Origin of the sequence: Achromobacter piechaudii NBRC 102461 (genome assembly GCF_001571245.1) — a bacterium.
Classification (GTDB): Bacteria; Pseudomonadota; Gammaproteobacteria; order Burkholderiales; family Burkholderiaceae_B; genus Achromobacter; species Achromobacter piechaudii.
In genome coordinates this window covers 740,848-762,005 of sequence record NZ_BCTK01000006.1, presented here as the reverse complement: position 1 = coordinate 762,005, position 21,158 = coordinate 740,848, and the positions used below count along the sequence as shown (strand labels likewise).

Here is a 21,158-nt window from a genome sequence, read left to right as displayed (position 1 = left end):
TGCCGAAATCAGGATTGCCGCGCCAGCGGCGTCAGCCAGGCCAACCGGGCCTCGACGGAATCAGGCAGTTCGAACGTGCCGGTCGCACGGGCGGCTTCAATGCCCTGGGTCGTGCGCGCGAACAGGCGTTCCACACCGTCCAGCACCAGCGGCTGCAAGCCGGCTTCGACCAGTTGTTCGCGGGCCTCGCGCACCTCGGCCAGACGGCGCGGCGCATGCAGCACGTGCGAGCGCACGAAGGAATCGACGAAGGTGGTGAGCGGCGTGCGGTCCATGTCGGACAGCACTTCGTAAAGCGAGGCGCGCAGGCCCATGCTTTCGGCGGCGACCAGGCATTCGACGGCCAGGCTCTCCATGCCCTTGGTCAGGATGCTGCGCAGCAATTTCAGGCGGACGGCGTCGCCGGCTTCGCCTTCGATGGCTTGCGCGGGCGCGCCGCAGCCGGACGTGAACTCGGCCACCGCCACCGCGCCGGTGCCGGCGCACAGGAGCGGCGTGCGCGCGCCCAGCAGCGCGATGGCGCCCATGATGGCCACGTCGGTGAACGGCAGGCCGTGCTGCGCAGCGACCTCGGACGCCGCGCGCATGTCTCCCGAGCTGGCGGTGGTCAGGTCGGCATAGGCCGCGTCCTTGCGCATGTGCGGCAGCGCCGCCGTGGCGACGTCAAGCGCCGCATGGCCGAACACGGCGGAGACGACGAGATCCGCTTCCTGAAGCCAGGCGCCCGGTTTGGCGTGCAGCGCCGCGCCGTGCGCCTGGGCCCGCGCCTGCATCGGCGCATCGTCGCGCAATTCGCAGATGCCCACGATCTGGTGACCGCCCGCCCGCCACGCCTCGGCATAGCAGTGACCCACTTCCCCACAACCCAATAATGCGATTTTCATTTGCGCCTAAATACATAAAAAATACATGCAGCGTTATAGCGCAAGAAAAAAGGCCAGATATACCCCGTACAAACCCGAGCTTTCGCAGGATTCAGATACATTAAAAGTACAAAACAGGGTCCAGACCGATCGCCATCAATTGCTGGTAGTCTTGCCGCAGCCGCGCGGGATGTTTCTTCCGCGCCCGCCTACCCTCATACCAGCGAGCCCCTCATGACCAATCCCATGTACGACGCCTCCGTTCCCGTTATCAAGCAGATGCTGTCCGCCCTGTCGGACGTGCTGAAGAAGGCCGAGGCGCACGCCACCGCCAAGAACATCGACGCGTCCGCCTATCTGGGCGCCCGCCTGTACCCGGACATGTTCCCGCTGTCGCGCCAGGTGCAGATCGCTACCGATTTCGCCAAGGGCATCTCGTCGCGCCTGGCCGGCGCCGAAGTGCCGTCCTGGCCCGAAGGCGAAGCCACCTTCGCCGACCTGCAAGCGCTGATCGCCAAGACGCTGGCGCACGTCGGCGCATTCACGCCGCAGCAGTTTGAAAACAGCGCCTCGCTAGAAATCGTGCTGCGTCCGGGCACGCCCAAGGAAAAGAAGCTGTCGGGCAGCGCCTACCTGCTGCACTACGGCCTGCCGCAATTCTTCTTCCACGTCACCACGGCCTACGCGATCCTGCGCCACAATGGCATCGAAGTCGGCAAGCGCGACTACATGGGCGCGTACTGATAAAGACAGGGCGGATCAGGGTTTCCCCTGATCCGCCCTTTGTCGATCTGCGCACTGCCGGTTCGTCGTATCAGTACGACCCACTCACCTCACAAGGCGGATACACCATGACTACCGGCACCGTGAATTTCCATCGCGTCCTGCGCGCCTCCCCCGACCGCATCTACCGCGCCTTCCTGGAGGCCGACGCCGTCGCCAAATGGCTGCCCCCCTACGGCTTTACCTGCCAGGTGCACGAGCTGGACGCCAAGGTCGGCGGCAAGTACCGAATGTCGTTCCGCAATTTTGGATCGGGCCAGATCCACGCCTTCGGCGGCGAATACCTGGAACTGGTCCCTGGCGAAAAGCTGCGCTACTCGGATCGCTTCGACGACCCGAACATGCCGGGCGAGATGATCACCACGATCCAGTTGCGCAAGGTGATGTGCGGCACCGAAATCACCATCGAGCAACGCGGCATCCCCGCCGCGATCCCGACCGAGATGTGCTACCTGGGCTGGCAGGAATCGCTGCTGCAACTGGCCCGGCTGGTGGAACCGGAAGTGACCGAATAGCCGATGCGGGCGTCAGCTTCGACGCCCTGCTTCCACCTGGATCTTCAATTCCACTTCGGGCTTGAAGCCCATGTCCAGGCCGACGTCCAGCCCGAAATCCTTGCGGTTGAATTCGGTGGACACGTCCGCGCCGCAGACCTCGCGCTTTTCCATGGGGTGCTGGATGCATTTGAAGTCGTCGATGTCCAGCTTGACCCGGCGCGTCACGCCACGCAGCGTGAGGTCGCCGGTGGCTTCTTCCGGGCGGTCGCCGTCGAACTTGGTGAACGTGCCCTTGAAGGTGGCCGTGGGATAACGCGCCGCATCGAAGATGTCGGGCGCCAGCGCGTGCTTGTTCATCTCGTCATGGCCGAAGTCCACCGAGTTGATGTCCACGGTGACCTCGACGGTGCCGGTGCGCGCCTGGCGGTCCAGCACCACCACGCCTTGGGACTTGTTGAATTTTCCGCGCCAGGTGGACAGGCCGCCGAAGTGGTCGGCCTCGAAGCTGGGGTAGGTGTGCGAAGGATCGATGTCGTAGGTCACGGGCTCGGCGATGGCGGGCACGGCAACGGCCAGCGCGCTAGCGCCCAGCAGCAGGGTCGGAATCAGCTTCATCAAGGCTCCTTGTGGGTGAGTAAGCCGCGCGCGGGCGGATGGCCCTTGCGCGGCGCAACACAGACAGACCTATTCGGCGTAGCCCGGGTTCCGTCGATCCAGCCGGCGCAGCAGGCCCGGCCAGGCCAGCGAGGCCTTGTAGGCCCGGTCGGCCGGGGATTCGACGGCGGCGCGCGCCAGCACCTCGGGCGGGATGTAGATCAATTCGCCGCCCCCCGCCTGCGCGCGCACCTGCGCCATGCAGGCGGCTTCCAGCCGGTGCATAGCCTGGAAGGCTTCGGCCATCGTCTGGCCAACAGTCAGCAGGCCGTGATTGCGCAGGATCAGGTAGTTGTTGCTACCCAGGTCGTGCACCAGGCGCGGCTGCTCTTCGGGATTCAGCGCCAGGCCCTCGTAGTCGTGATAGCTCAGGGACCGCAGCGCAATGAACGCGAACTGCGACAGCGGCAGCAGACCATCCTTTTGCGCCGACACCGCCACGCCGTTGATCGAGTGCGTGTGCAGCACGCACATGGCGTCCTTGCGCGCGGCATGGATACAGCTATGGATGGTGAAGCCGGCCGGGTTGATGTCGTATTCCGAATCCATCACCTTGTTGCCGTGCAGGTCGATCTTGACCAGGCTGGACGCCGTGATCTCGTCGAACATCATGCCGTAGGGATTGATCAGGAAATGTTCGGTGCCGGGCACCTTGGCGGTGATGTGCGTGAAGATCAGATCGTCCCAGCCAAATAGCGCCACCAGCCGGTACAGGGCCGCCAGGTCGGTGCGGACCTGCCATTCCGTTGCGCTGACCTGTTCGCGCACGCTGGCGCCCTGCTTGCTTACCGTGTCCATCCCGTCTCCAGTGTTATTGATGAGTTCCGTACGAAGGGCCCCTGGGCGCTGACGCCGCCGGCCCGCCGAACACTGTATTGGTTTTAAACCGATCCGGCATCGCCAGGTGCATCGCCGTCCGTCTGATGAAAACAATTTTGCCCCCAGCGCGCTGCCGGTCAATCCCCGGCCCCGGTTCCGCTTGCATAATAGGGGCCGCCCCCACGGAGACCCCACAATGCCGCAAGGCCCCCACCGCCGCCTCCCAGCCTTCTTTCAGTCGCACCTGGAATCGCTGTCTGGCGTGGGCCTGCTGTTGGGCACGCTGTTCTTCGCGGCCTCGCTCACCCCCACGCTCGTGCCCCGCACTTATGTGACCCAGGGCGTGCTGGGCGGCGCCTGCCTGGCGGCCGGGTATGGGCTGGGCGTGTTGTGGCATTGGCTATGGGCCTACCTGGAACTGCCCGAACCCCAGGGGCGCACGGCGCGCATCGTGAACGGCGCGATCACGCTGATCTGCGCGGCCGTGCTGCTGGCCTTCCTGTGGCGCGCGGCCGATTGGCAGAACACCATCCGCGCGCTCATGCAGATGCCGCCCGTGCCCAGCGCGCATCCCTTCAAGGTCTGCATCACCGCGCTGGCCACCTTCGCCGTGCTGCTGGCGCTGGGCCGGCTGTTCAAGCTGGTCACGCGCTTTGTGGCGGTGCGCGTGCGCCGCGTGGTGCCGCGCCGGGTCGCCAACGTGACGGGCGCGGCCATCGCCATCCTGATCTTCTGGTCGCTGGCCAACAACGTCTTCTTTCGCGCGGCGCTGCATGTGCTGGACGCCTCGTTCCGTGAATACGATGCGCTGCTGGAACCGGAACGGCCGCGTCCCACCGCGTCCAACAAGACGGGCGGCCCCGATTCGCTGATCGCGTGGCAGCAACTGGGCCGGGCCGGCCGCGAATTCATTGCGTCGGGCGCCAGCGCCGCCGACATCCGCGCGCAGACGGGGCAGGACGCCCTGGAGCCGATCCGCGTCTACGTCGGCCTGCCCGGCGCGGACACGCCCGCCGCCCGCGCCAAGCTGGCGCTGGCCGAAATGAAACGCGTGGGCGCGTTTGACCGGTCCACGCTGGTCGTGGTGACGCCCACCGGCACCGGCTGGATCGACCCCGCCGCGATGGACGCGCTGGAGTACCTGCTGCATGGCGACGTCGCCAGCGTGGGCTTGCAGTATTCCTACCTGTCCAGCCCGCTGTCCCTGCTGGCCCAACCGGAATACGGCTCGGAGGCCGCGCGCGCGTTGTTCGTCGAGGTCTACGGCTACTGGACCACGCTGCCCAAGGACAAGCGGCCCAAGCTGTACCTGCACGGACTGAGCCTGGGCGCGATGAATTCGGCGCGTTCGGCCGAGCTGTTCGAGATGATCGGCGACCCCATCCAGGGCGCGCTCTGGAGCGGCCCGCCGTTTGAAAGCCGCGTGTGGCGCGCCATTACCGACGCGCGCAACCCCGGCTCGCCCGCGTGGCGGCCCGAGCTGCGCGACGGCGCGTTCGTGCGCTTCATGAATCAACAGGGTTCGCCCGTGCCCGCCGACGCGCCGTGGGGGCCGATGCGCATCGTGTTCCTGCAATACGCCAGCGACGCCATCACCTTCTTCGACTTCCGAGACCTGTACCGCCGCCCCGCCTGGATGGACCCGCCCTACGGCCCCGACGTGTCGCCCCAACTGCGCTGGGTGCCCGTGGTGACCATGCTGCAACTGGCGCTGGACATGTCGGTCAGCACCGACACGCCGCTGGGCTATGGCCACGTCTACGCGCCGCAGCACTACGTGGACGCCTGGCTGGCGGTGACGGGCGCGACGGGCTGGACGCCGGATGCGCTGGCGCGTCTGAAGCAACATCTGCTGGATCGCGCCCACGCGGCCTTGGCCGATGGCGACAACGCGCACGCGGCTTACGAGCATCGCGGAGGCTGAGGCGGATGCCGGCATCATCGCCCTTGGTCCAGCCGCGCCTGCGCCGCCCCCCACCCGGCAAAGGCCGCTCATGCCCGACGTGCTGACTTCCTATTACTTCAGCGGCGAGGCCATCCGCAGCCGCAGCGTCAGCGCCACCGTGCTGACCGCCACCCTGGACATCCCCGCGCCGGGCGCTCACGTCATCGCCGACTGGCAACGCGAAGCCCGCACCCGCCTGATGCTGGAGGCCGGCGACGTCGAGCCGCTGCCGCTGGCCCGCGCGCAACGCCGCTGGCCCGACTATCGGCTCTGCGTCCGCGCGATCGAAGCCTGGGCACGCGGCGAGGGCCTGCAAGACGTCCTGGCGAGCAGCGACATGGCGCTGATGGCGTGTCGGGGCGCGCGTTATCACCATGATGGGGGACAGTACGGCGGCGCGGCATTTTGCAACCTTTTCCTTAGCGAAGACAAAGGGTTGGACGTGCATTTCCCGCTGTCCGGGCATCGCATTCCGCTCAAACGCGGCACCGCCATCGTCTTCGATACCTGCCAGCCGCACGCCGTCGTGCCGCGCGGCGGCGTCCGCTTCGACCCCCAGGACTTTCCCGACGGGCACGACCTCATGCAATGGTTCCTGACCTGGGAATTACCCATCGAAACCCCCGCCGTGGCGCACAGGCTGGGCATCGTCTTCGATGTGGCCCCCGACGCGGCGCGAGGACTGGAGGACGAAGCGGTCTGGGTGAATGGCGCGCCGGCGGAGCTGGACCCGGAATGGGGACGGTTCATCGGCGGCGCGCCTCCGGCAGCGCCGCCCTGAACCGCTCACGATTCGGTGACGTATCGACCGCTGGCTGACCCGGCATTGCAGTCTGACACCCTCTCCAACACTCTGTACGCAGGCTGCCATGGATGCGTGGACATGCGCCGGTATACTTTTCCCAAGCATTTTTTCAACCCTAAGTTTCTTGCCGCGCGGCCCCGGTCGCGCCCTTCTATGCCCGCTTTGATGGACATGCTGCGCCCGCTACGCCGGGCGCTTTGCTGCACGGCCGCCGCTTTGGCCGCCACATTGATCACCGCCCCCGCATCGGCCGCCCCGCCCACGCTGGCGCAGTGCCACGGCATCAAGGACCTGGCGTTCGTCGCGCACCTGGACGACGACCTGCTGTTCATGAATCCGGACATTGCCTCGAACGTGGAAGCGGGCGGCTGCGTGCGCGTGATCTACCTGACGGCCAGCGACGCCGGGGAAGGCGAAACCTACATGCTGGGCCGCGAGCGCGGCGTGCGCGCCGCCTACGCCTACATGGCGCACAAGCCCGACGTCTGGAAAGCCGATGCCGGCATCGCCGCGGGCCGCCAGATCGCGCGCTTCACCTTGCAGGACAACCCGCGCGTGCAACTGTGGCACATGCGCCTGAAGGACCCCTGGCTGGGCAAGGGCTGGGGCAGCCTGACTCCCCTGAGCCGCACGGAATCCGAGCCGGGCCAAAGCGTCGATACGCTCGGCCCCTACCCCGAGACCTACACGCGCGAACAGCTGATCGACACGCTGGCCGAATTGATCCGCCAATATGGCCCGACCACCGTGCGCCATCTGGACGACACCATCACCGTGCCGTACACGCAACTGTGCTGGCGCTGCGCCGGCCACGGCCATCCGGACCACATCGCCAGCGCGCGGCTGGCGCGCGAAGCCATGTTGCGCGTGCCCGGCAACTACGCCGAAACCGGCTACATCGACTACCCCAGCCAGGAACGCGCGACCAACCTGACCGAATCCGAAATCGCCAGCAAGTCGGTGATCTTCCAGCACTACGCCTGGAACGACTACCACTATTGCGCCGGCCCCACGGGCTGCAAGGAACCGGCCGGCCCCGCCGCCGCCTGGGTGCAGCGCGCCTACTACGTCTCGCGCCAGGACATCGCGCCGCAGCTCTACCCGGACGGGCGCGGCGGCCTGGTGGTCTTTGCCGCTGGCGAGACCAACGCCGCCGTCAATCGCTGGGACTCGGCCCAACGCCGCTGGCAAAGCCTGGGCGGACGCACCACCGGTCCGCTGGTTTCATTCACGCATGCCGACGGCACGGCGGGCCTGATGGCGCGCGATCCGCTGGGCGGCGTCTGGGCCAACAAGCAACGCCACGACGGCACCTGGCAGGGCTGGCAGGCGCTGGGCGGGCTGCGCGTGACGCAGATCCCCGCCGTGGCCCCGCGTGGCGAGGCCGCCGCCGTGGCGCTGGGCTACGACGGCCTGCTGCACTGGATCGCGCCATCAGGCATCGACGGCAGTTGGAGCCCCTGGCAGGACCTGCCCGCGCTGGACGGCGCCACGGGCGCACCGGCTGTCGCGCGCGGGTCGGACGGGCGCTACGTCATCTTCGCCAACACCGCCGAAGGCAAGCTTTACTACACCCGCCAATTGCCCGCCGCCAAGGGCAAGCGGCCCGAATGGCAAGCGTGGCGGCACGTGCCCGCGCCGGTCGCGGCCGGGGGCCTGGCCGCCATCCGCAATCATGAGGACCGCGTCGAACTGTATTTCCGCCAACGCGGCAACAATCATCTGACCAAGCTGATCGAAGCCGGCGACACCACCGACCTGGACATGGACTGGAGCGCGCCGACCGACCTGGGCGTGCCCTTCATCGGCCGCCCCGCCATCCACGCCGACGCCCAGGGCAATGTGCTCCTGGCGCTGCTGGAACGCTCGGGCGGCCCGCTGTGGCTGGTGGAACATGGCAAGCCCACGCGGCTGGACGCCGACGCCGCCTCGCCCCCGGCGCTCAACGTCATCGACGGCGCGGTGTACATCGTGGCCCGCAGCGCGGGCGGCCCCCAGCGCTATCAGGTGCTGTCGCGCCGCAATGGCGTGTGGGCCGACCGCCTGACGCTGGACGGCGTGCCGGGCAACGGCGGCGGCCCCTTCGCCAACATGGCGACGGCGCGCCCGGCCGACCTGCCCAACCTGGGCACGCCCGCCGCCACCAACACGGTGGTAGTGCGCCCCGCGGCCAACGACCCCGGCGCGTTGACGGTGGAACGCATGCCGGCGCAGACCTCGCGTTCGGCCACGCCCACCACCACGACGGCGGCAACTCCCGCGCCCGCCACCACCGTCACGCAGTAACGGCGCCTACGCGCCCTTCCAACAGGTAGCCGGCCAGGTCTTCCACTTCCCTGGCCACTTCCTGCCAGATCCAGCGGATCACGCCGATGGCCTGCCGTTCCGTGGCGTCGCAATCGGGGCAGCACAGCGCCGCCTCGATCGCGTCATCCAGCGCTTGGATCGCCGCGTCCGGCACGCGGCAGGACTGCGTGAATTCCTCGTCTCCCAAGGCGCTGGCCAGGCAGCCGATCTGCTGCTTGAGCGCCGCCGCCACCGCGTGCAACGCCGGCCCCAGGTCATGGCAGGTGCGCTCCGACAACACAAAGCTGCCGGCGCGTTCCATGATGGGCGCGGTGCGCCACAAGCCCTCGATACGTTCATGCAGCTGATAGACCGACAGGCGCGAAGTCAGCCTGTCCAGCGGAAACGCGCAAGCCTGCGTCGCCATGTCGCGCGCGCGCCATCGCGCCCGTTCCATGATCGGCCGTTCGTGCAGGCGCGGGCGCTGACGCCCTTCATTGAACGCCGCCGCCCAATCGACCAGCATGTCGCCATAGGCATCGATGGACGCGGCCAGATTCTGGCGCGCGCTGCGCCGCGCCGATAGCGGCAACACCGCCAGCGCGGCCAGGATGCCCGACGCGGACCCGACCGCAATGGCCAGGGTTTTATTCAAGGCGCCGCCCAGGATGTCGCCGTCAGGCGTGACGGTCAGGATGGTGACGGTCACCAGGCTGTAGCTCAACATGGTCCAGCGTATCGACAGATAGGCCGCGCCGCCCACACCCGCCGCGATGCTCCAGAGGGGGCTCGCGCCCGCCACGTCCGCCGCCAGCACCAGCGACACGCCAAGCACCACGCCCAGCAACGCCCCCACGACCCGGGCAGACGCTTCGCCCACGGTGCCTTCGACACTGGCGCGCACCACGAACAAGGCGGAAAACGCGCCCCAGGCGATCTCGCGCATGTCGTGCCATCGCATCCACACGAAGGCCATCAATACGGCGGCGATGGTTTGCAAGGGCAGGCGAAACAAATCCTCCGCCATCAGGGCGCGGCAGTAAGCCGTGGTGTTGAGCAACCGGGAGGTCAGGCAGAAACGTTGAAGCTTGGTGTGAGTAGGCACGTATGAAACAGAAGCTGGCGCATCGAAAGGAGATACCGAAGCCCGATGCGCCAGCAAACCTCATGCCCGGCGTTCAATCAAAGACGTTGACCAGAATGTCCGCAACGACGGCCGTGGCGATGGCCACCAGAACCAGATCCGATCCGGCGACGCGCCATTCATAGCCGGGATAGACGGGCAGCCTGGCCAGCATGGGCCCGGGCACCATCTTCTTGGCGATTCCCGGCGGCAGCGGTTTGCCGCGCGCCAGGTTCTTGCGGATGCCCGGCGGCAGCGGCGCATAGCCGGTGACGTGATATTCCGTGGCGTAGCCGCGCGCGGTCGAGACCGAGATGCCGGCGCTCCGAAGCACATCGCCACCATCGTTCTTGCCATTGCCGCCGTTCGACTTGCCGTTCTTGTCGGCAGAATTTCCCTGCCCCTGACCTTTGCCTTTGCCCTGTCCTTGGCCCTGCCCTTGGCCTTGATCCGATTTATCGGGCTTGCCCTTGCCCTCGGGCGGTGCGGCCAGCGCGGGCGCCCCCACGGACAGGCACAAGGCAAGGGTCAGCAGGCGACAGGTAGTACGCATGAAAGGCTCCAGAAGTATCAGCAACATCGCCGTTGTACTTCCGCGCCCGTCAAAACGGGAGCACATCGTGTGTCAGGCTGGATGCAGCTGTAACCGATCTCTGTGCGTTCAGTGCGGCCCGGAATAATCGGCCAGCGACGCGGCGGGCGACAACGCGAACGAGGCGCGCATGTCACGAGCCTCGTCCACGGGCGTGCGGCCGAAAAAGCGCTTGAATTCGCGGGAAAACTGCGACGGGCTTTCGTACCCCACCCGTGCCGACGCCGACGCCGCCGTCAGCCCGTCGCGGATCATCATCAAGCGTGCCTGATGCAGTCGCGTCGACTTGATGTACTGGATGGGTGAAGTCTGCGTCACCATGCGGAAGTTGGCATGAAAGGCGGGCACGCTCATGCCGGCTTCGTGCGCCAGGCTGCCGACGTCCAGCGGCTGCGAAAAATCGGCGTGGATCCGGCGCAGCGCGCGCGCCACCCGGCCAAAGCGCCCCTGATGCACCAGCGCGGCGCGCACGGCCTCGCCCTGCGTGCCGGACAGCACCCGAAAGAGGATCTCGCGCCGCAGCGACGGCCCCAGCACGCGCGCCTCCACGGGCGTACATAGCGCACGCAACAGGCGCAGCGTGGCGTCGGACAGATCGGCATCGAGCGGCGTGGACACGATGCCCAGCGGCGCGGTGTGGGCGGGTGGCGCGTCGTCCATGGCCAGGATGAGTTCGGTCAGCTCGGTCGGGTCCAGCCCCACCGATACCGCCAGCATGGGCTCGGCTTCGCTGGCTTCGGTTTCCGTCGAAAAAGGCAAGGGCACGGACAGCACCAGATAGTGCTGCGCGTCGTACACATAGACCTCGTCGCCCAAAAAGCCCACCTTGCGCCCCTGGCACACGATCACGATGCCCGGCTCGTACAGCACGGGCGTGCGGCCCAGCGGCCGGTTCGAGCGCATGAAGCGCACGCCTTCCAGCGCCGACTGGGTGTAGCCCTCGTTCGGGGCCAGCCGTTCGAGCAGGCTCGCCATTGTTGTCGACGCCGAATTCCTATCGGTATGCACGGAGCTTCCTTTGACGGGGCGGGTGGCTGCGATTCTACCGCCCTGCCCGGCTTGCAAAACACCCATTCGATAGGAATAGGCAAGACCGCCATCGTTACGGGTATTCGCCCGCCAGCAGCCCAAACCTAAGATTTCATCAACGCGTTTCTATTGTTCAACCACAGGAGATTTGCAGATGGACAACACGCAATCGAAGGTCGTGCTGGTCACGGGCGCCAGCAGCGGCATCGGCGAAGCCACGGTGCGCCTGCTGGCCGCGCAGGGCCATCGCCTGGTCATCGGCGCGCGCCGGGCCGACCGCCTTGCGGCGCTGGCCGCCGAGCTGCTGGCCGGTGGCGGCGCGGTCAGCTACCAGGTGCTGGACGTGACCTCGGCCGACAGCGTCAACGCCTTCGCCGGATTCGCCCTGGAGCGTTACGGAAAGATCGACGTCATCGTCAACAACGCGGGCGTCATGCCGCTGTCGCCGCTGCGCGCCGTGAAGGTCGATGAATGGAACCGCATGATCGACGTGAACATCCGAGGCGTGTTGCATGGCATCGCCGCCGTGCTGCCGACGATGGAGGCGCAGGGATACGGCCAGGTCATCAATATTTCTTCGATCGGCGGACTGTCGGTGTCGCCCACCGCCGCCGTGTACTGCGCCACCAAGTACGCGGTGCGCGCCATCTCGGACGGACTGCGGCAGGAATCCGACCGCATCCGCGTCACGGTGATCTGCCCCGGCGTGGTCGAGTCGGAACTGGCCGATTCCATCACCGACGACACCGCGCGCGAGGCCATGCATGCCTTCCGCCGCATCGCGTTGACGCCCGACGCCATCGCGCGCGCCGTGGCCTACGCCATCGAACAACCGGCCGATGTGGACGTCAGCGAAATCGTGTTGCGTCCCACCGCCAGCCCCTATTGATCTGCTTGACGGAACCCGACCATGACTGTTCTTCCCTCTGACTCCCACGCGTCTTCCGGCAAGGTCGCCATCGTGACCGGCGCGGCCAGCGGCATCGGGCTGGCCACCACCGAACTGCTGCACGCGCAAGGCGCGCGCGTCGTCGCCGTGGACCGTGGCGCAAACGTGCAGGCGCTGGCGCGGCCGGGCATCGTCCCGCTTGTGGCCGATGTGGCGCTTGAAGCCAGCGCGGCGCAGGCCGTGTCCACCGCCCTCGAACAATTCGGCAAGCTGGACATCCTGGTGAACAACGCGGGCATCATCATCAACAAGCCCGTCATCGACATGAGCCTTGACGACTGGAACGGCATCCAGGCCGTGAACGCCACCGGCGCATTCCTGTTCTCGCGCGAAGCGCTGCGCGCGATGATGCCGAACCAGTCCGGCGCCATCGTCAACGTGGGTTCATACGCCTGCTATCAGGCCTTTCCCACGATAGCCGCCTATGCCGCGTCCAAAGGCGCGCTGGCGCAGCTGACCCGCGCCATGTCATTGGAGGCCATCGACCACGGCATCCGCGTGAACGCCGTGGGCTCGGGCGACGCGGTGACCAACATCACCAATCATCTGCATGCGGACGGGCCGGCGTTTCTGGCCGAGCACGGCAAGAACGCGCCGATCAAGCGCGCGGCCGACCCGCGTGAAATCGCCGAGGTCATCGCCTTCCTGGCCTCGGACAAGGCCAGCTATATCGTCGGCGCGGTCGTGATGGCCGATGGCGGCATGAGCGTCGCGCTCAGGTAGGCAGCAGGCGCAGCGCGGCGGCCACGTCTTGCAGCACCGGCCCCCATGCGTGCGGGCGGGGTTGGCGAAACAGGCGCATCGACGGATACCACGGCGTGTCGGTGCGCTGCTGCAACCATCTCCAATCCGGCGCGAACGGCAGCAGCACCCACACCGGGCAGCCCAGCGCGCCGGCCAGATGAGCGGGCGCTGAGTCCACCGACACCAGCACGTCCAGCAGGCTGATCAGCGCGGCGGTGTCGTCGAAGTCCTGGATGTCCTGGCTGACGGGCGCCAGCAACAAGCCCTCGGGCGGGGCATCGGCCTGCGCCGCCGCCTCGCCTTTCTGCAAGCTGATGAACGTGATGCCGGCTTGCGCCAGCGGCGCCAGATCGGACAACGCCAACGATCGCTGCGCATCATTGGGATGGTCGGGCCGACCCGCCCACACCAGACCGACCCACGGACGCGGCAACGCCGCCAGACGCGCACGCCATCGCGCGACGCGCACGGGGTCCGCGCGCAGGTACGCGGTGCGCGCCGGCAGGTCAGTCAGACGCAGGCCCAGCGCCAGCGGCAAGCTCATCAATTCGCAATGCACGTCGAACGCGGGAGGTATGTCGCCCTCGCGGATGATCACATCGAACCCGCCGCTGCGTTCGGCCAGCGCATGACACTGCGCGTTGACTTCAAGAATGACGCGCGCGCCGCTGCGTTGCCGCGCCCAGGCCACCAGCTGCAAGAACTGGAAGGTGTCGCCGTAGCCTTGTTCATCGTGGATCAGCAGCGTCTTGCCGACGATGGGCTGGCCATCCCAACGCGGCTTTTGCACAGGGCGACCGCGCATGACGGTGTGCGCCATGTGATAGCGCCAACGGTATTCGCGCCAGCCGGCTTCGAAGTCGCCTTCAAGCAGCAGCAGCTCGGCCAGGTCGAAGCGCGCCTCGGCATCGCCGGGCATCGCGCGCACGACCCGTTCAAGGATCGCGCGCGCTTCGCCAACCTTGCCCAGCGGCCGGATGGCCTGCGCCAGTAGCCGCCACAGCAACGGCGTGTCCTCGCCTGCCGCCAGCGCGCCTCGCAGCAAGGCTTCGGCCTCGGCATGGCGCATCGCGATCAGCAACGCCTGCGCCTCCTGATGAATCGATTGATGCTCGCGAGCTTGGGCCTCGGACACAGTGGCGCGCCCCTGACCGGCTTGCTCGATGCGCGCCAGATGCTCGTGCGCTTGCGGCATCAAGGGGTCGATGTCGATGGCGCGGCGGATGGCGGTCAGCGCTTCGTCGGAGCGGCCCTCATCGAACAATGCGACCGACAGGTTGGCGAGCGCCTGCGCGTAATCGGGATCCAAGGCCAGCGCGCGGCGGTAATGCTCAAGCGCCTGCGCGTTATCGCCCAATTGCTTGCAGGTGTTGCCCAGGTTGTTGTGCGCCTGCGGACTATCCGGCAACAGCGCGGCCACGCGCCGCAGGCATTGCAGACTGGCCTCCAACTGCCTCTGCTCTTGCAGGATGATGCCCAGATTGTTCCAGCCCTCAGCCTGCTGCGGGTCCAGCGCCACGGCGCGTCGCGCCGCCTCCTGCGCCTCGTCCAACAAGCCTTGCCGCCGCAAGACTTCGGCCAGGTTGCTGTGGTACGCGGCGGGCGCATGCGGCGACCGGCATGCGGCGCGCAGATGATCGGCCGCCAGATCCAATCGGCCGTAGGCAAGCGCGATCAGGCCCAGCAAATGGCGCGCATCGGGCTGGTCCCGCACCGCGCCCAGCACGCGCAGGCAAAGCTGCTCGGCCGGCGCGGCCTGGCCGGCCTGCCAATGCGCGTACGCCTGGTTCAGCGCAGCGGCCACGGTCAGCGGGGGGTCGGCAAAAGGGGGAGTCTGGCCCAAGCGATCTGCTCCACGGCAAGCACGCAAAGCGCCATTATCCCCGCAGGCGCACGGGGACAACGGTGAAATTTTGCGCGCGCGCCGGTACGCCGCGCCCCGCCTGACGATGCGGCGCATGACCATGAAAAGGCAGGAAAAAATCCTCTATTTTGGCTTTTTGGAAGACGGGATCATCGAGTATTAATTGACCCGAAATTCATCCCAACCTGCTCAGATCATTCCCGGCATGTGCATCAGGCCATCGGCCCGTGACGCGCTCGCGCGGCCGAAAATCGCGGTCGCCCTTCAAGGAATGCACGCCCGAAAAGTCCCGGAGGACCGCGTTTTGAATCACATTTACCGTTTGGTATGGAACCGAAAACTGCGCGTCTGGCAGGCGGCATCCGAACTGGCGTCGCAATCGCGCGGCGGTCGTGCCTCGGCACGGACTGGCATCGCGGCGCGCACGCCAGGCTACGCGGCCGGGCTGGCGATCGCCTTTGCGCTGACCGGCGTCAGCGCGTCGGTGCAGGCGGCGTGCACGTCGAATGGACTGAACGTGACGTGTATAGGCTCGATTTCCCCCCCCCAGCCCAACTTCTCCAGCAATACCAACGGATTGAATGTGGTCGTGGCCGTTTCCTCCGACGTTGCGGTGGATCCTGCGGTCGGCGGCGTGGCGATGGAACTGACCGGCAGCAATGTCACCGTGAGCAACTTCGGCCGGATCGACGCGGGCCTGATTGGCGTCTCGGCCGGCCCATCTTCAGGCCTGGTGGTGGGCAACATCACGGGAAGCACGATCCGCATCAACAACGGGGCGTCGGGCGAGCTGGGCGGCGTGGTGGATCCGACCGATCCTTTGCCCGGCGTGGCCGGCATGGCATTGGCGGTGCAAAACGGAAGCGGCGGGGTGAGCTATCTGTCGAACGCCGGCATGATCCAAAGCGCTCCCCGGGCAGGCTTGCTGATGGAGGCCGCGGATCTGCCGGTGGTGGCCGCGTATGGCGGCGGCCGGGTGGAATTCGTCAACCAAGGGACCATCGTCGGCCGGGTCGGCTTGCAGGCTCCCGGCATGCCGGGCGCGGGCCATAGTTTCGCCAATGCCGGCGTCATCCTTGGCGGCGTATCGATGGGCCAGGGCGGCAACAACACATTCACCGCAGTGACCGGATCGTTCGTGGCGCGGGGCACCGGCACGGCGGGGGCAGACTGGTCCGCAGCCGGGATACCCGGCTTGCGCTTCGCGCCGCCCGGCACGATCGATGGCGGCGCGGGCTCGGGCGATACGCTGGTGCTGCAAAACGTCCTGCCCTCGGCAGGCGTGGGGACAGGCTCCACCAACGCGGGCGCCGTCTCCGGCATCAATTACATCAACTTCGAAACCGTGCGGATCAACAGCGGCTCGTGGAGTCTGAGCAGCGTATTGTTGAGCAGCACCGGCGTTGCGGAATTGAACGGCGGGCTGGCCACGCTGGCCGATGCGCAGGTGCTTGGCGCCGCGCAGATCAATGCGAATGGCGGCGCGCTCGCTATGGCGACAAGCGGCCAGACGCTAGCCAACAACATCCTGCTGGGCGCCCAAGGATTGACGACGGCGGGCGTAATCGGCTTCACCCTGTCGGGCAATCTGTCGGGCACGGGCGGTGTGACGGTGCAGAACGCCGCCCCGATCACGTTCAGCGGCGTGAACACCTACTCTGGCGGGACGACGATACAGCTGATGTCGTCGCTGCGCGGCGACGCGAGCAACCTGCAAGGCAACATCGCCAACGAGGGCGCGCTGACGTTCCAGCAGATCGCGAACGGAACGTTTGCCGGGGCGCTTTCAGGCGCGGGCACCTTGACCAAGGAAGGGGTGGGCGGCTTGACCCTGAGCGGCTCGAACCCATTCACGGGCTCGACCTTCATCAACGCGGGCTCCCTGGCGATCGCCGGGGGTGGCAGTCTCGCCAACAGCGCGATCAACCTTGCCGCGGGCACGACGCTGGACCTGAGCAACGGCGGCAATCAGACCTTGAGAACGCTTGCCGGAGCGGGCGGCGTACAGCTTGGTTCGGGCACGTTGACGCTGGCCGGCCCGGAATCGACCACATTCGCTGGCCAGATCGCGGGCACGGGCGCGCTGGTCAAGACCGATAGCGGCACCCAGACGCTGAGTGGCGCCAACAGCTTCACGGGCGGCATCACCGTGAACGGCGGCACGCTGGCCCTGGCGACCAACGGCACGCTGGCCTCGACCTCGGCCCTGACCGTCAATGCCGGTGGAACCTTCGACCTGGCGGCGACGCCGGGCCAGACCTTCGCGTCGCTCGATGGCAACGGCGGCGTGGTCAAGGTTGCCAGCCGCATGACCTTGGGCTCGGGCACCTATGCCGGCCAGATCGAAGGCGCGGGCGACCTCTTCAAGACCGGCTCGGGAACGCTGTCGCTCAACGGCGCAAACAGCTACACCGGGCAAACCCAGGTCGCGGGCGGCACGTTGCTGGTCGGGTCCAGCGCCGCGCAGAGCAACGCCGCCGTGACCAGCAACATCACCGTCGCCAACACGGCCACGCTGGGCGGCTTCGGTCAGGTCAATGGCGACGTAACCGTGGAATCCGGCGGCCGGCTCGCGCCGGGCGCCTCCGCAGGCGTCTTCACCATCAATGGCGACCTGACGCTGGCCCAAGGGTCGCAAGCGGAGTTCAGCCTGGCCGCGCCCGGCGTCAGCCATAGCGTCTCCGTCAACGGCAACCTGCAACTGGCGGGAGCGCAACTGAACGTACAGGATGGCGGCGGCTATGGCCTGGGCGTGTACCGCTTGTTTGACTACACCGGCTCACTAAGCCTGTACAACGGTGGCCTGCTCCCGACACCGGGCGTTGCCCTGCAATACCTTTCCGCCGCCAAACAGGTCAACCTGATCAACACCGGCGGGCTGACGCTGAACATCTGGAATGCAAACGGACTGGCCAGCCCGACGCAGCTGGGAGGCGGATCGGGCGTATGGTCTCGCACCAGCGCCAATTGGACCGATGCGGTCGGCAGCGTGACGGGGCCGCGCCAACCGACTGACTCCTTCGTCATCCTGGGCGGCGCGGCTGGCACGGTGACGCTCGACGACACGGACGGCGCACTCGCCGCGCAGGGCATGCAGTTCGCCAGCGACGGGTATCGCCTGACCGGCGCGCCGCTGGCGGTGACCGGCAGCGTGCCCGGCGCGCTGGGCGAAGTGCGCGTGGGCGACGGCAGCGCCGCCTCGGCGTCGTGGAATGCCACGATCGACAACACGCTGACCGGCACGGGCATCAAGAAGACGGGCTTGGGCACGTTGACGCTGAACGGCTTCAATACCTACACGCAAAGCACGCAATTGTCGGCGGGCACGCTGTCGGTCAATAGCGACGCCAACCTGGGAGCGCCCACCGCCGACCTGGACTTCCAAGGCGGCGTCTTGCGCGTGACGGGCACGGCATTCCAAGGAACTGCGCGCAGCATCTCGCTGGGCGCGGCGGGCGGTGGCTTCGATATCGCCGCCGCCAGCAACACCTTCACCTTGGGCCAATCGCTGACGGGCGGGGGCCGCCTGGCCAAGCTTGGGGCCGGTACGCTCGTGCTCAGTGGCCAGAACACCTATCTGGGCGGCACCTCCGTGCAGGCCGGTGTCCTGCAAGTGGGCGACGGCGCGACGTCGGGCAGCATCGCGGGCGACGTCACGGTAGCAAGCGGCGCGGCGCTGACCTTCTCGCGCAGCGACCGCGTCGTCTTTGGCGGCGCAATCGGCGGCGCGGGACAACTGCGTCAAGCGGGCACGGGCACGCTGGTGCTGACCGGGCAAAACACCATCGATGGCGCCTATGTCGATGCCGGCACGCTGCAAATCGGCGACGGCGGCAACACCGGTTGGGTGGCGGGCGATATCGTCAACCAAGGCAGGCTGATCTTCAACCGTTCCGACGACCAGCTCTACGCCGGCGCGATCTCTGGCGCGGGCGCGACCACCAAGCTGGGCGCGGGTGCGCTGGCGATGACCGGCGACAGCAGCAGCTACACCGGCACGCTGCAATTGTCCGCCGGCGCATTGCAGGTGGACGGCAAGCTGGGCGGTCGCGTCCTGGCCTCGGCAGGCACGACGCTGACCGGCACCGGTACCTTGAACAACGTCGACGTCGGCGCCGGCGCGACGCTATCGCCGGGCAATGCCGCGACGCCGCTGGGCAGCATGACCCTGTCCGGCGACCTGAGCTTCGCGCCCGGCTCGACCTTGCGCGTGGCCACGACCGCCGACGGACAAAACAGCAGCGTGCGCGTAGCGGGCACGGCGACACTGAACGGCTCGGTCGTGCAGGTCGGAGAAAACGGCAGCTATGCGCCGTCCACCGCCTACACGATTGTTTCCGCCAACAACGGCGTGCAAGGCCGCTTTGACACCGTCACCAGCAACCTTGCCTTCCTGACGCCTTCCCTCACCTACGACGCCAACCGGGTCGATCTGGTGGTGAAGCTGAAGGAAGTGCCCGCCGAAGGCGGTGGTAACAACGGCGGCGGTGACAACGGCGGCGGCACGCGCCCCATCGAATTCGCCGATGCCGCGCTGACCGGCAATCAGCGCGGCGTCGCGCGGGCGCTGCAAAGCCTTCCCGCCAACAGCGCGCTGTACCAGCACATCCTCAACCTGCCCAACGGTGCGCCGCCAGCGGCGTTCAACGCGCTGTCCGGCGAAGCCCACGCCAGCGCGATATCGGGGCTGCAAAACGTGACGGGCTCGTTCACGCAGATGCCGATGGCACGGCTGCGCGCCAATCTCGATGCCGGCCAGATTCCCGGCGCGCCCACCGCACAGTTGGGCTTGGGCGACGCCGCGACGCTGCCGCAGTCGGCCGCGCAACCGCTGTGGGCGCAGGTATTCGGTAAATGGACCACGCTGGGCGGCAACAGCAACGCCGCCGAAACCACGCAGTCCGATTCGGGCGTGACCGTGGGCGGCGATGCGGCCGTGGGCGGAGGCTGGCGCCTGGGCGGCGCCATCGGCTACGCCAACAGCGACAGCCGCACCCGCGACCGCGCCTCGCGCGCGGACACCGACAGCTACAGCATCGCCGTCTATGGCGGCAAGGCGTTCGACGCCGGCGCGGGCAAGATCAACGTCAGCCTGGGCGCGGCCTACAGCTGGCACGACGTGGACACGCGCCGCAGCACCGCGGCGGCCGGACTGAACCAGACGCTCAAGGCCGACTACAGCGCCAGCACCGGGCAATTCTTCACGGAAGTCGGATATGCGATGCCTGTGTACGAACGGCTGACGCTGGAGCCCTTCGTCGCCGCGAACTACAGCGATCTGCGCACGCGCGGCTTTTCGGAATCGGGCGGCGATGCGGCGTTGCGCGGCCAGAGCAACCGCAACGACATCACGACCACCACCGTGGGCCTGCACGCCCTGACCACCTTCGAAAGCAGCGGCGCACGCGGCTATGCGCGCGGCACGCTGGGCTGGCGCCATGCCTTCGGCGACCTCAGCCCCGCCAGCGTGCTGGCCTTCGCGCAAGGCGGCGATGCGTTCACGGCAAACGGCGCGCCCGTCGCGCAGGACGCAGCGGTGATCGAGCTGGCCGTAGGAATGGAAGTCAGCAAGCGCACCACGGTCGGCGTGAGCTACGGCGGACAATTCGGGGATGGCAACCGTCAGAACACGGGCACGCTGGACGTGCGCTACCGCTTCTGATGACCGGCCGCCGCGCAGGCATCGGACGGCGGTGGCGCGTGGCCACCGCCTGATTGCCTACGCGAAGTACACCGCTGGTGCGTGCGCGGCGCTGGACGTGGTCTTGCGCAGGGGCGCGTCCAGCCCGTCCGTATCGGCGCGATGCCGCGCGGGGCGGACCGGCGCGGCGGGCGCGGACGCGGCCGCCGCAGGAGCCAGGCGGCGCACGGTCTCCAGCACCTCGGCAGGCTCGGCCGGCTTGCGCAGGTAGGCCGCATAGCCCACGCACGATTCGCCGACTTCGTATTCGGAGCGGCCGCTCAGGACCAGCACGGGCGTGTCGCTCAGATAAGCGTTTTCGCGCATGGCAGTCAGCAATGCGCCGCCGTGCATGCCGGGCATGGAGAAGTCGGTGATCACGACATCCGGGCGCAGATTCAGCATCTGCTGCAACGCCGTCAGACCGTCGGTGTGCGTCGTCACGTCATAACCTTCCGCGCCGAGCAGTTCACTCAACATCTCGATCAGCATCGGCTGATCGTCGACAACAAGAATCTTCGTCAT

Annotated in this window: 16 protein-coding genes; 8 read left to right on the top strand and 8 right to left on the bottom strand. The window is 67.4% G+C overall.

Annotated elements, in window-relative coordinates; translation table 11 throughout:
* Positions 1-8: 8 nt before the first annotated feature.
* A complete protein-coding gene (locus API01S_RS15530; RefSeq protein WP_061305164.1) occupies positions 9-884 on the bottom strand; it encodes an NAD(P)-dependent oxidoreductase in 876 nt (291 codons plus the stop codon).
* A gap of 213 nt (positions 885-1,097) precedes the next feature.
* Here API01S_RS15530 and API01S_RS15525 point away from each other — a divergent pair, with 213 nt between their 5' ends.
* Both API01S_RS15525 and API01S_RS15520 read left to right on the top strand, forming a co-directional pair.
* On the top strand, positions 1,098-1,607 hold the full coding sequence (locus tag API01S_RS15525; protein ID WP_006221444.1) for a DUF1993 domain-containing protein: 510 nt from the start codon (positions 1,098-1,100) through the stop codon (positions 1,605-1,607).
* 107 nt (positions 1,608-1,714) lie between these two features.
* Positions 1,715-2,161, top strand: coding sequence for an SRPBCC family protein (locus API01S_RS15520; protein WP_006221445.1), 447 nt, complete (start codon positions 1,715-1,717; stop codon positions 2,159-2,161).
* A gap of 12 nt (positions 2,162-2,173) precedes the next feature.
* Here the strand turns inward: API01S_RS15520 and API01S_RS15515 are convergent, their stop codons facing one another.
* Both API01S_RS15515 and API01S_RS15510 read right to left on the bottom strand, forming a co-directional pair.
* On the bottom strand, positions 2,174-2,758 hold the full coding sequence (locus API01S_RS15515; RefSeq protein WP_006221446.1) for a YceI family protein: 585 nt from the start codon (positions 2,756-2,758) through the stop codon (positions 2,174-2,176).
* A gap of 69 nt (positions 2,759-2,827) precedes the next feature.
* On the bottom strand, positions 2,828-3,595 hold the full coding sequence (locus API01S_RS15510) for a class II aldolase/adducin family protein (protein ID WP_006221447.1): 768 nt from the start codon (positions 3,593-3,595) through the stop codon (positions 2,828-2,830).
* A 217-nt stretch (positions 3,596-3,812) separates the two neighbouring features.
* On the opposite strand from API01S_RS15510, the gene API01S_RS15505 reads away from it, so the two are divergent.
* The 3 genes from API01S_RS15505 (at position 3,813) to API01S_RS15495 (ending at position 8,652) form a co-directional block, all read left to right on the top strand.
* Positions 3,813-5,540: an alpha/beta hydrolase gene (locus API01S_RS15505; RefSeq protein ID WP_050729366.1), complete on the top strand. Its 1,728-nt coding sequence runs from the start codon at positions 3,813-3,815 to the stop codon at positions 5,538-5,540.
* 70 nt (positions 5,541-5,610) lie between these two features.
* A complete protein-coding gene (locus API01S_RS15500) occupies positions 5,611-6,342 on the top strand; it encodes a hypothetical protein (protein ID WP_061305162.1) in 732 nt (243 codons plus the stop codon).
* A gap of 177 nt (positions 6,343-6,519) precedes the next feature.
* A complete protein-coding gene (locus API01S_RS15495) occupies positions 6,520-8,652 on the top strand; it encodes a PIG-L family deacetylase (RefSeq protein ID WP_061305160.1) in 2,133 nt (710 codons plus the stop codon).
* On the opposite strand, the gene API01S_RS15490 is transcribed toward API01S_RS15495, so the two are convergent.
* The 3 genes from API01S_RS15490 to API01S_RS15480 all read right to left on the bottom strand — a co-directional run bounded on the left by API01S_RS15490 (position 8,642) and on the right by API01S_RS15480 (position 11,342).
* Positions 8,642-9,757, bottom strand: coding sequence for an FUSC family protein (locus API01S_RS15490; RefSeq protein ID WP_254598598.1), 1,116 nt, complete (start codon positions 9,755-9,757; stop codon positions 8,642-8,644). The genes API01S_RS15495 and API01S_RS15490 overlap by 11 nt on opposite strands.
* Positions 9,758-9,830: 73 nt before the next feature.
* Positions 9,831-10,328 (bottom strand): anti-virulence regulator CigR family protein, encoded by a 498-nt coding sequence (locus tag API01S_RS15485; RefSeq protein ID WP_061305603.1) that lies wholly within the window; start codon positions 10,326-10,328, stop codon positions 9,831-9,833.
* A gap of 108 nt (positions 10,329-10,436) precedes the next feature.
* Positions 10,437-11,342, bottom strand: coding sequence for an AraC family transcriptional regulator (locus API01S_RS15480; protein WP_061305159.1), 906 nt, complete (start codon positions 11,340-11,342; stop codon positions 10,437-10,439).
* Positions 11,343-11,550: 208 nt separating this feature from the next.
* On the opposite strand from API01S_RS15480, the gene API01S_RS15475 reads away from it, so the two are divergent.
* Both API01S_RS15475 and API01S_RS15470 read left to right on the top strand, forming a co-directional pair.
* Positions 11,551-12,285 carry an SDR family oxidoreductase gene (locus API01S_RS15475; RefSeq protein ID WP_050729371.1) on the top strand — a complete coding sequence of 245 codons (735 nt, stop codon included), beginning with the start codon at positions 11,551-11,553 and terminating at the stop codon, positions 12,283-12,285.
* Between the two features lie 21 nt (positions 12,286-12,306).
* Positions 12,307-13,068 (top strand): SDR family NAD(P)-dependent oxidoreductase, encoded by a 762-nt coding sequence (locus API01S_RS15470; RefSeq protein ID WP_061305156.1) that lies wholly within the window; start codon positions 12,307-12,309, stop codon positions 13,066-13,068.
* Here API01S_RS15470 and API01S_RS15465 read toward each other — a convergent pair.
* Positions 13,061-14,932, bottom strand: a complete 1,872-nt coding sequence (locus tag API01S_RS15465) for a tetratricopeptide repeat protein (protein WP_061305154.1) — start codon at positions 14,930-14,932, stop codon at positions 13,061-13,063. The genes API01S_RS15470 and API01S_RS15465 overlap by 8 nt on opposite strands.
* A 325-nt stretch (positions 14,933-15,257) precedes the next feature.
* Here API01S_RS15465 and API01S_RS15460 point away from each other — a divergent pair, with 325 nt between their 5' ends.
* Positions 15,258-20,615 (top strand): autotransporter domain-containing protein, encoded by a 5,358-nt coding sequence (locus tag API01S_RS15460; RefSeq protein ID WP_061305153.1) that lies wholly within the window; start codon positions 15,258-15,260, stop codon positions 20,613-20,615.
* A 57-nt stretch (positions 20,616-20,672) separates the two neighbouring features.
* On the opposite strand, the gene API01S_RS15455 is transcribed toward API01S_RS15460, so the two are convergent.
* Positions 20,673-21,158 carry a response regulator gene (locus tag API01S_RS15455; protein WP_254598597.1) on the bottom strand — a complete coding sequence of 162 codons (486 nt, stop codon included), beginning with the start codon at positions 21,156-21,158 and terminating at the stop codon, positions 20,673-20,675.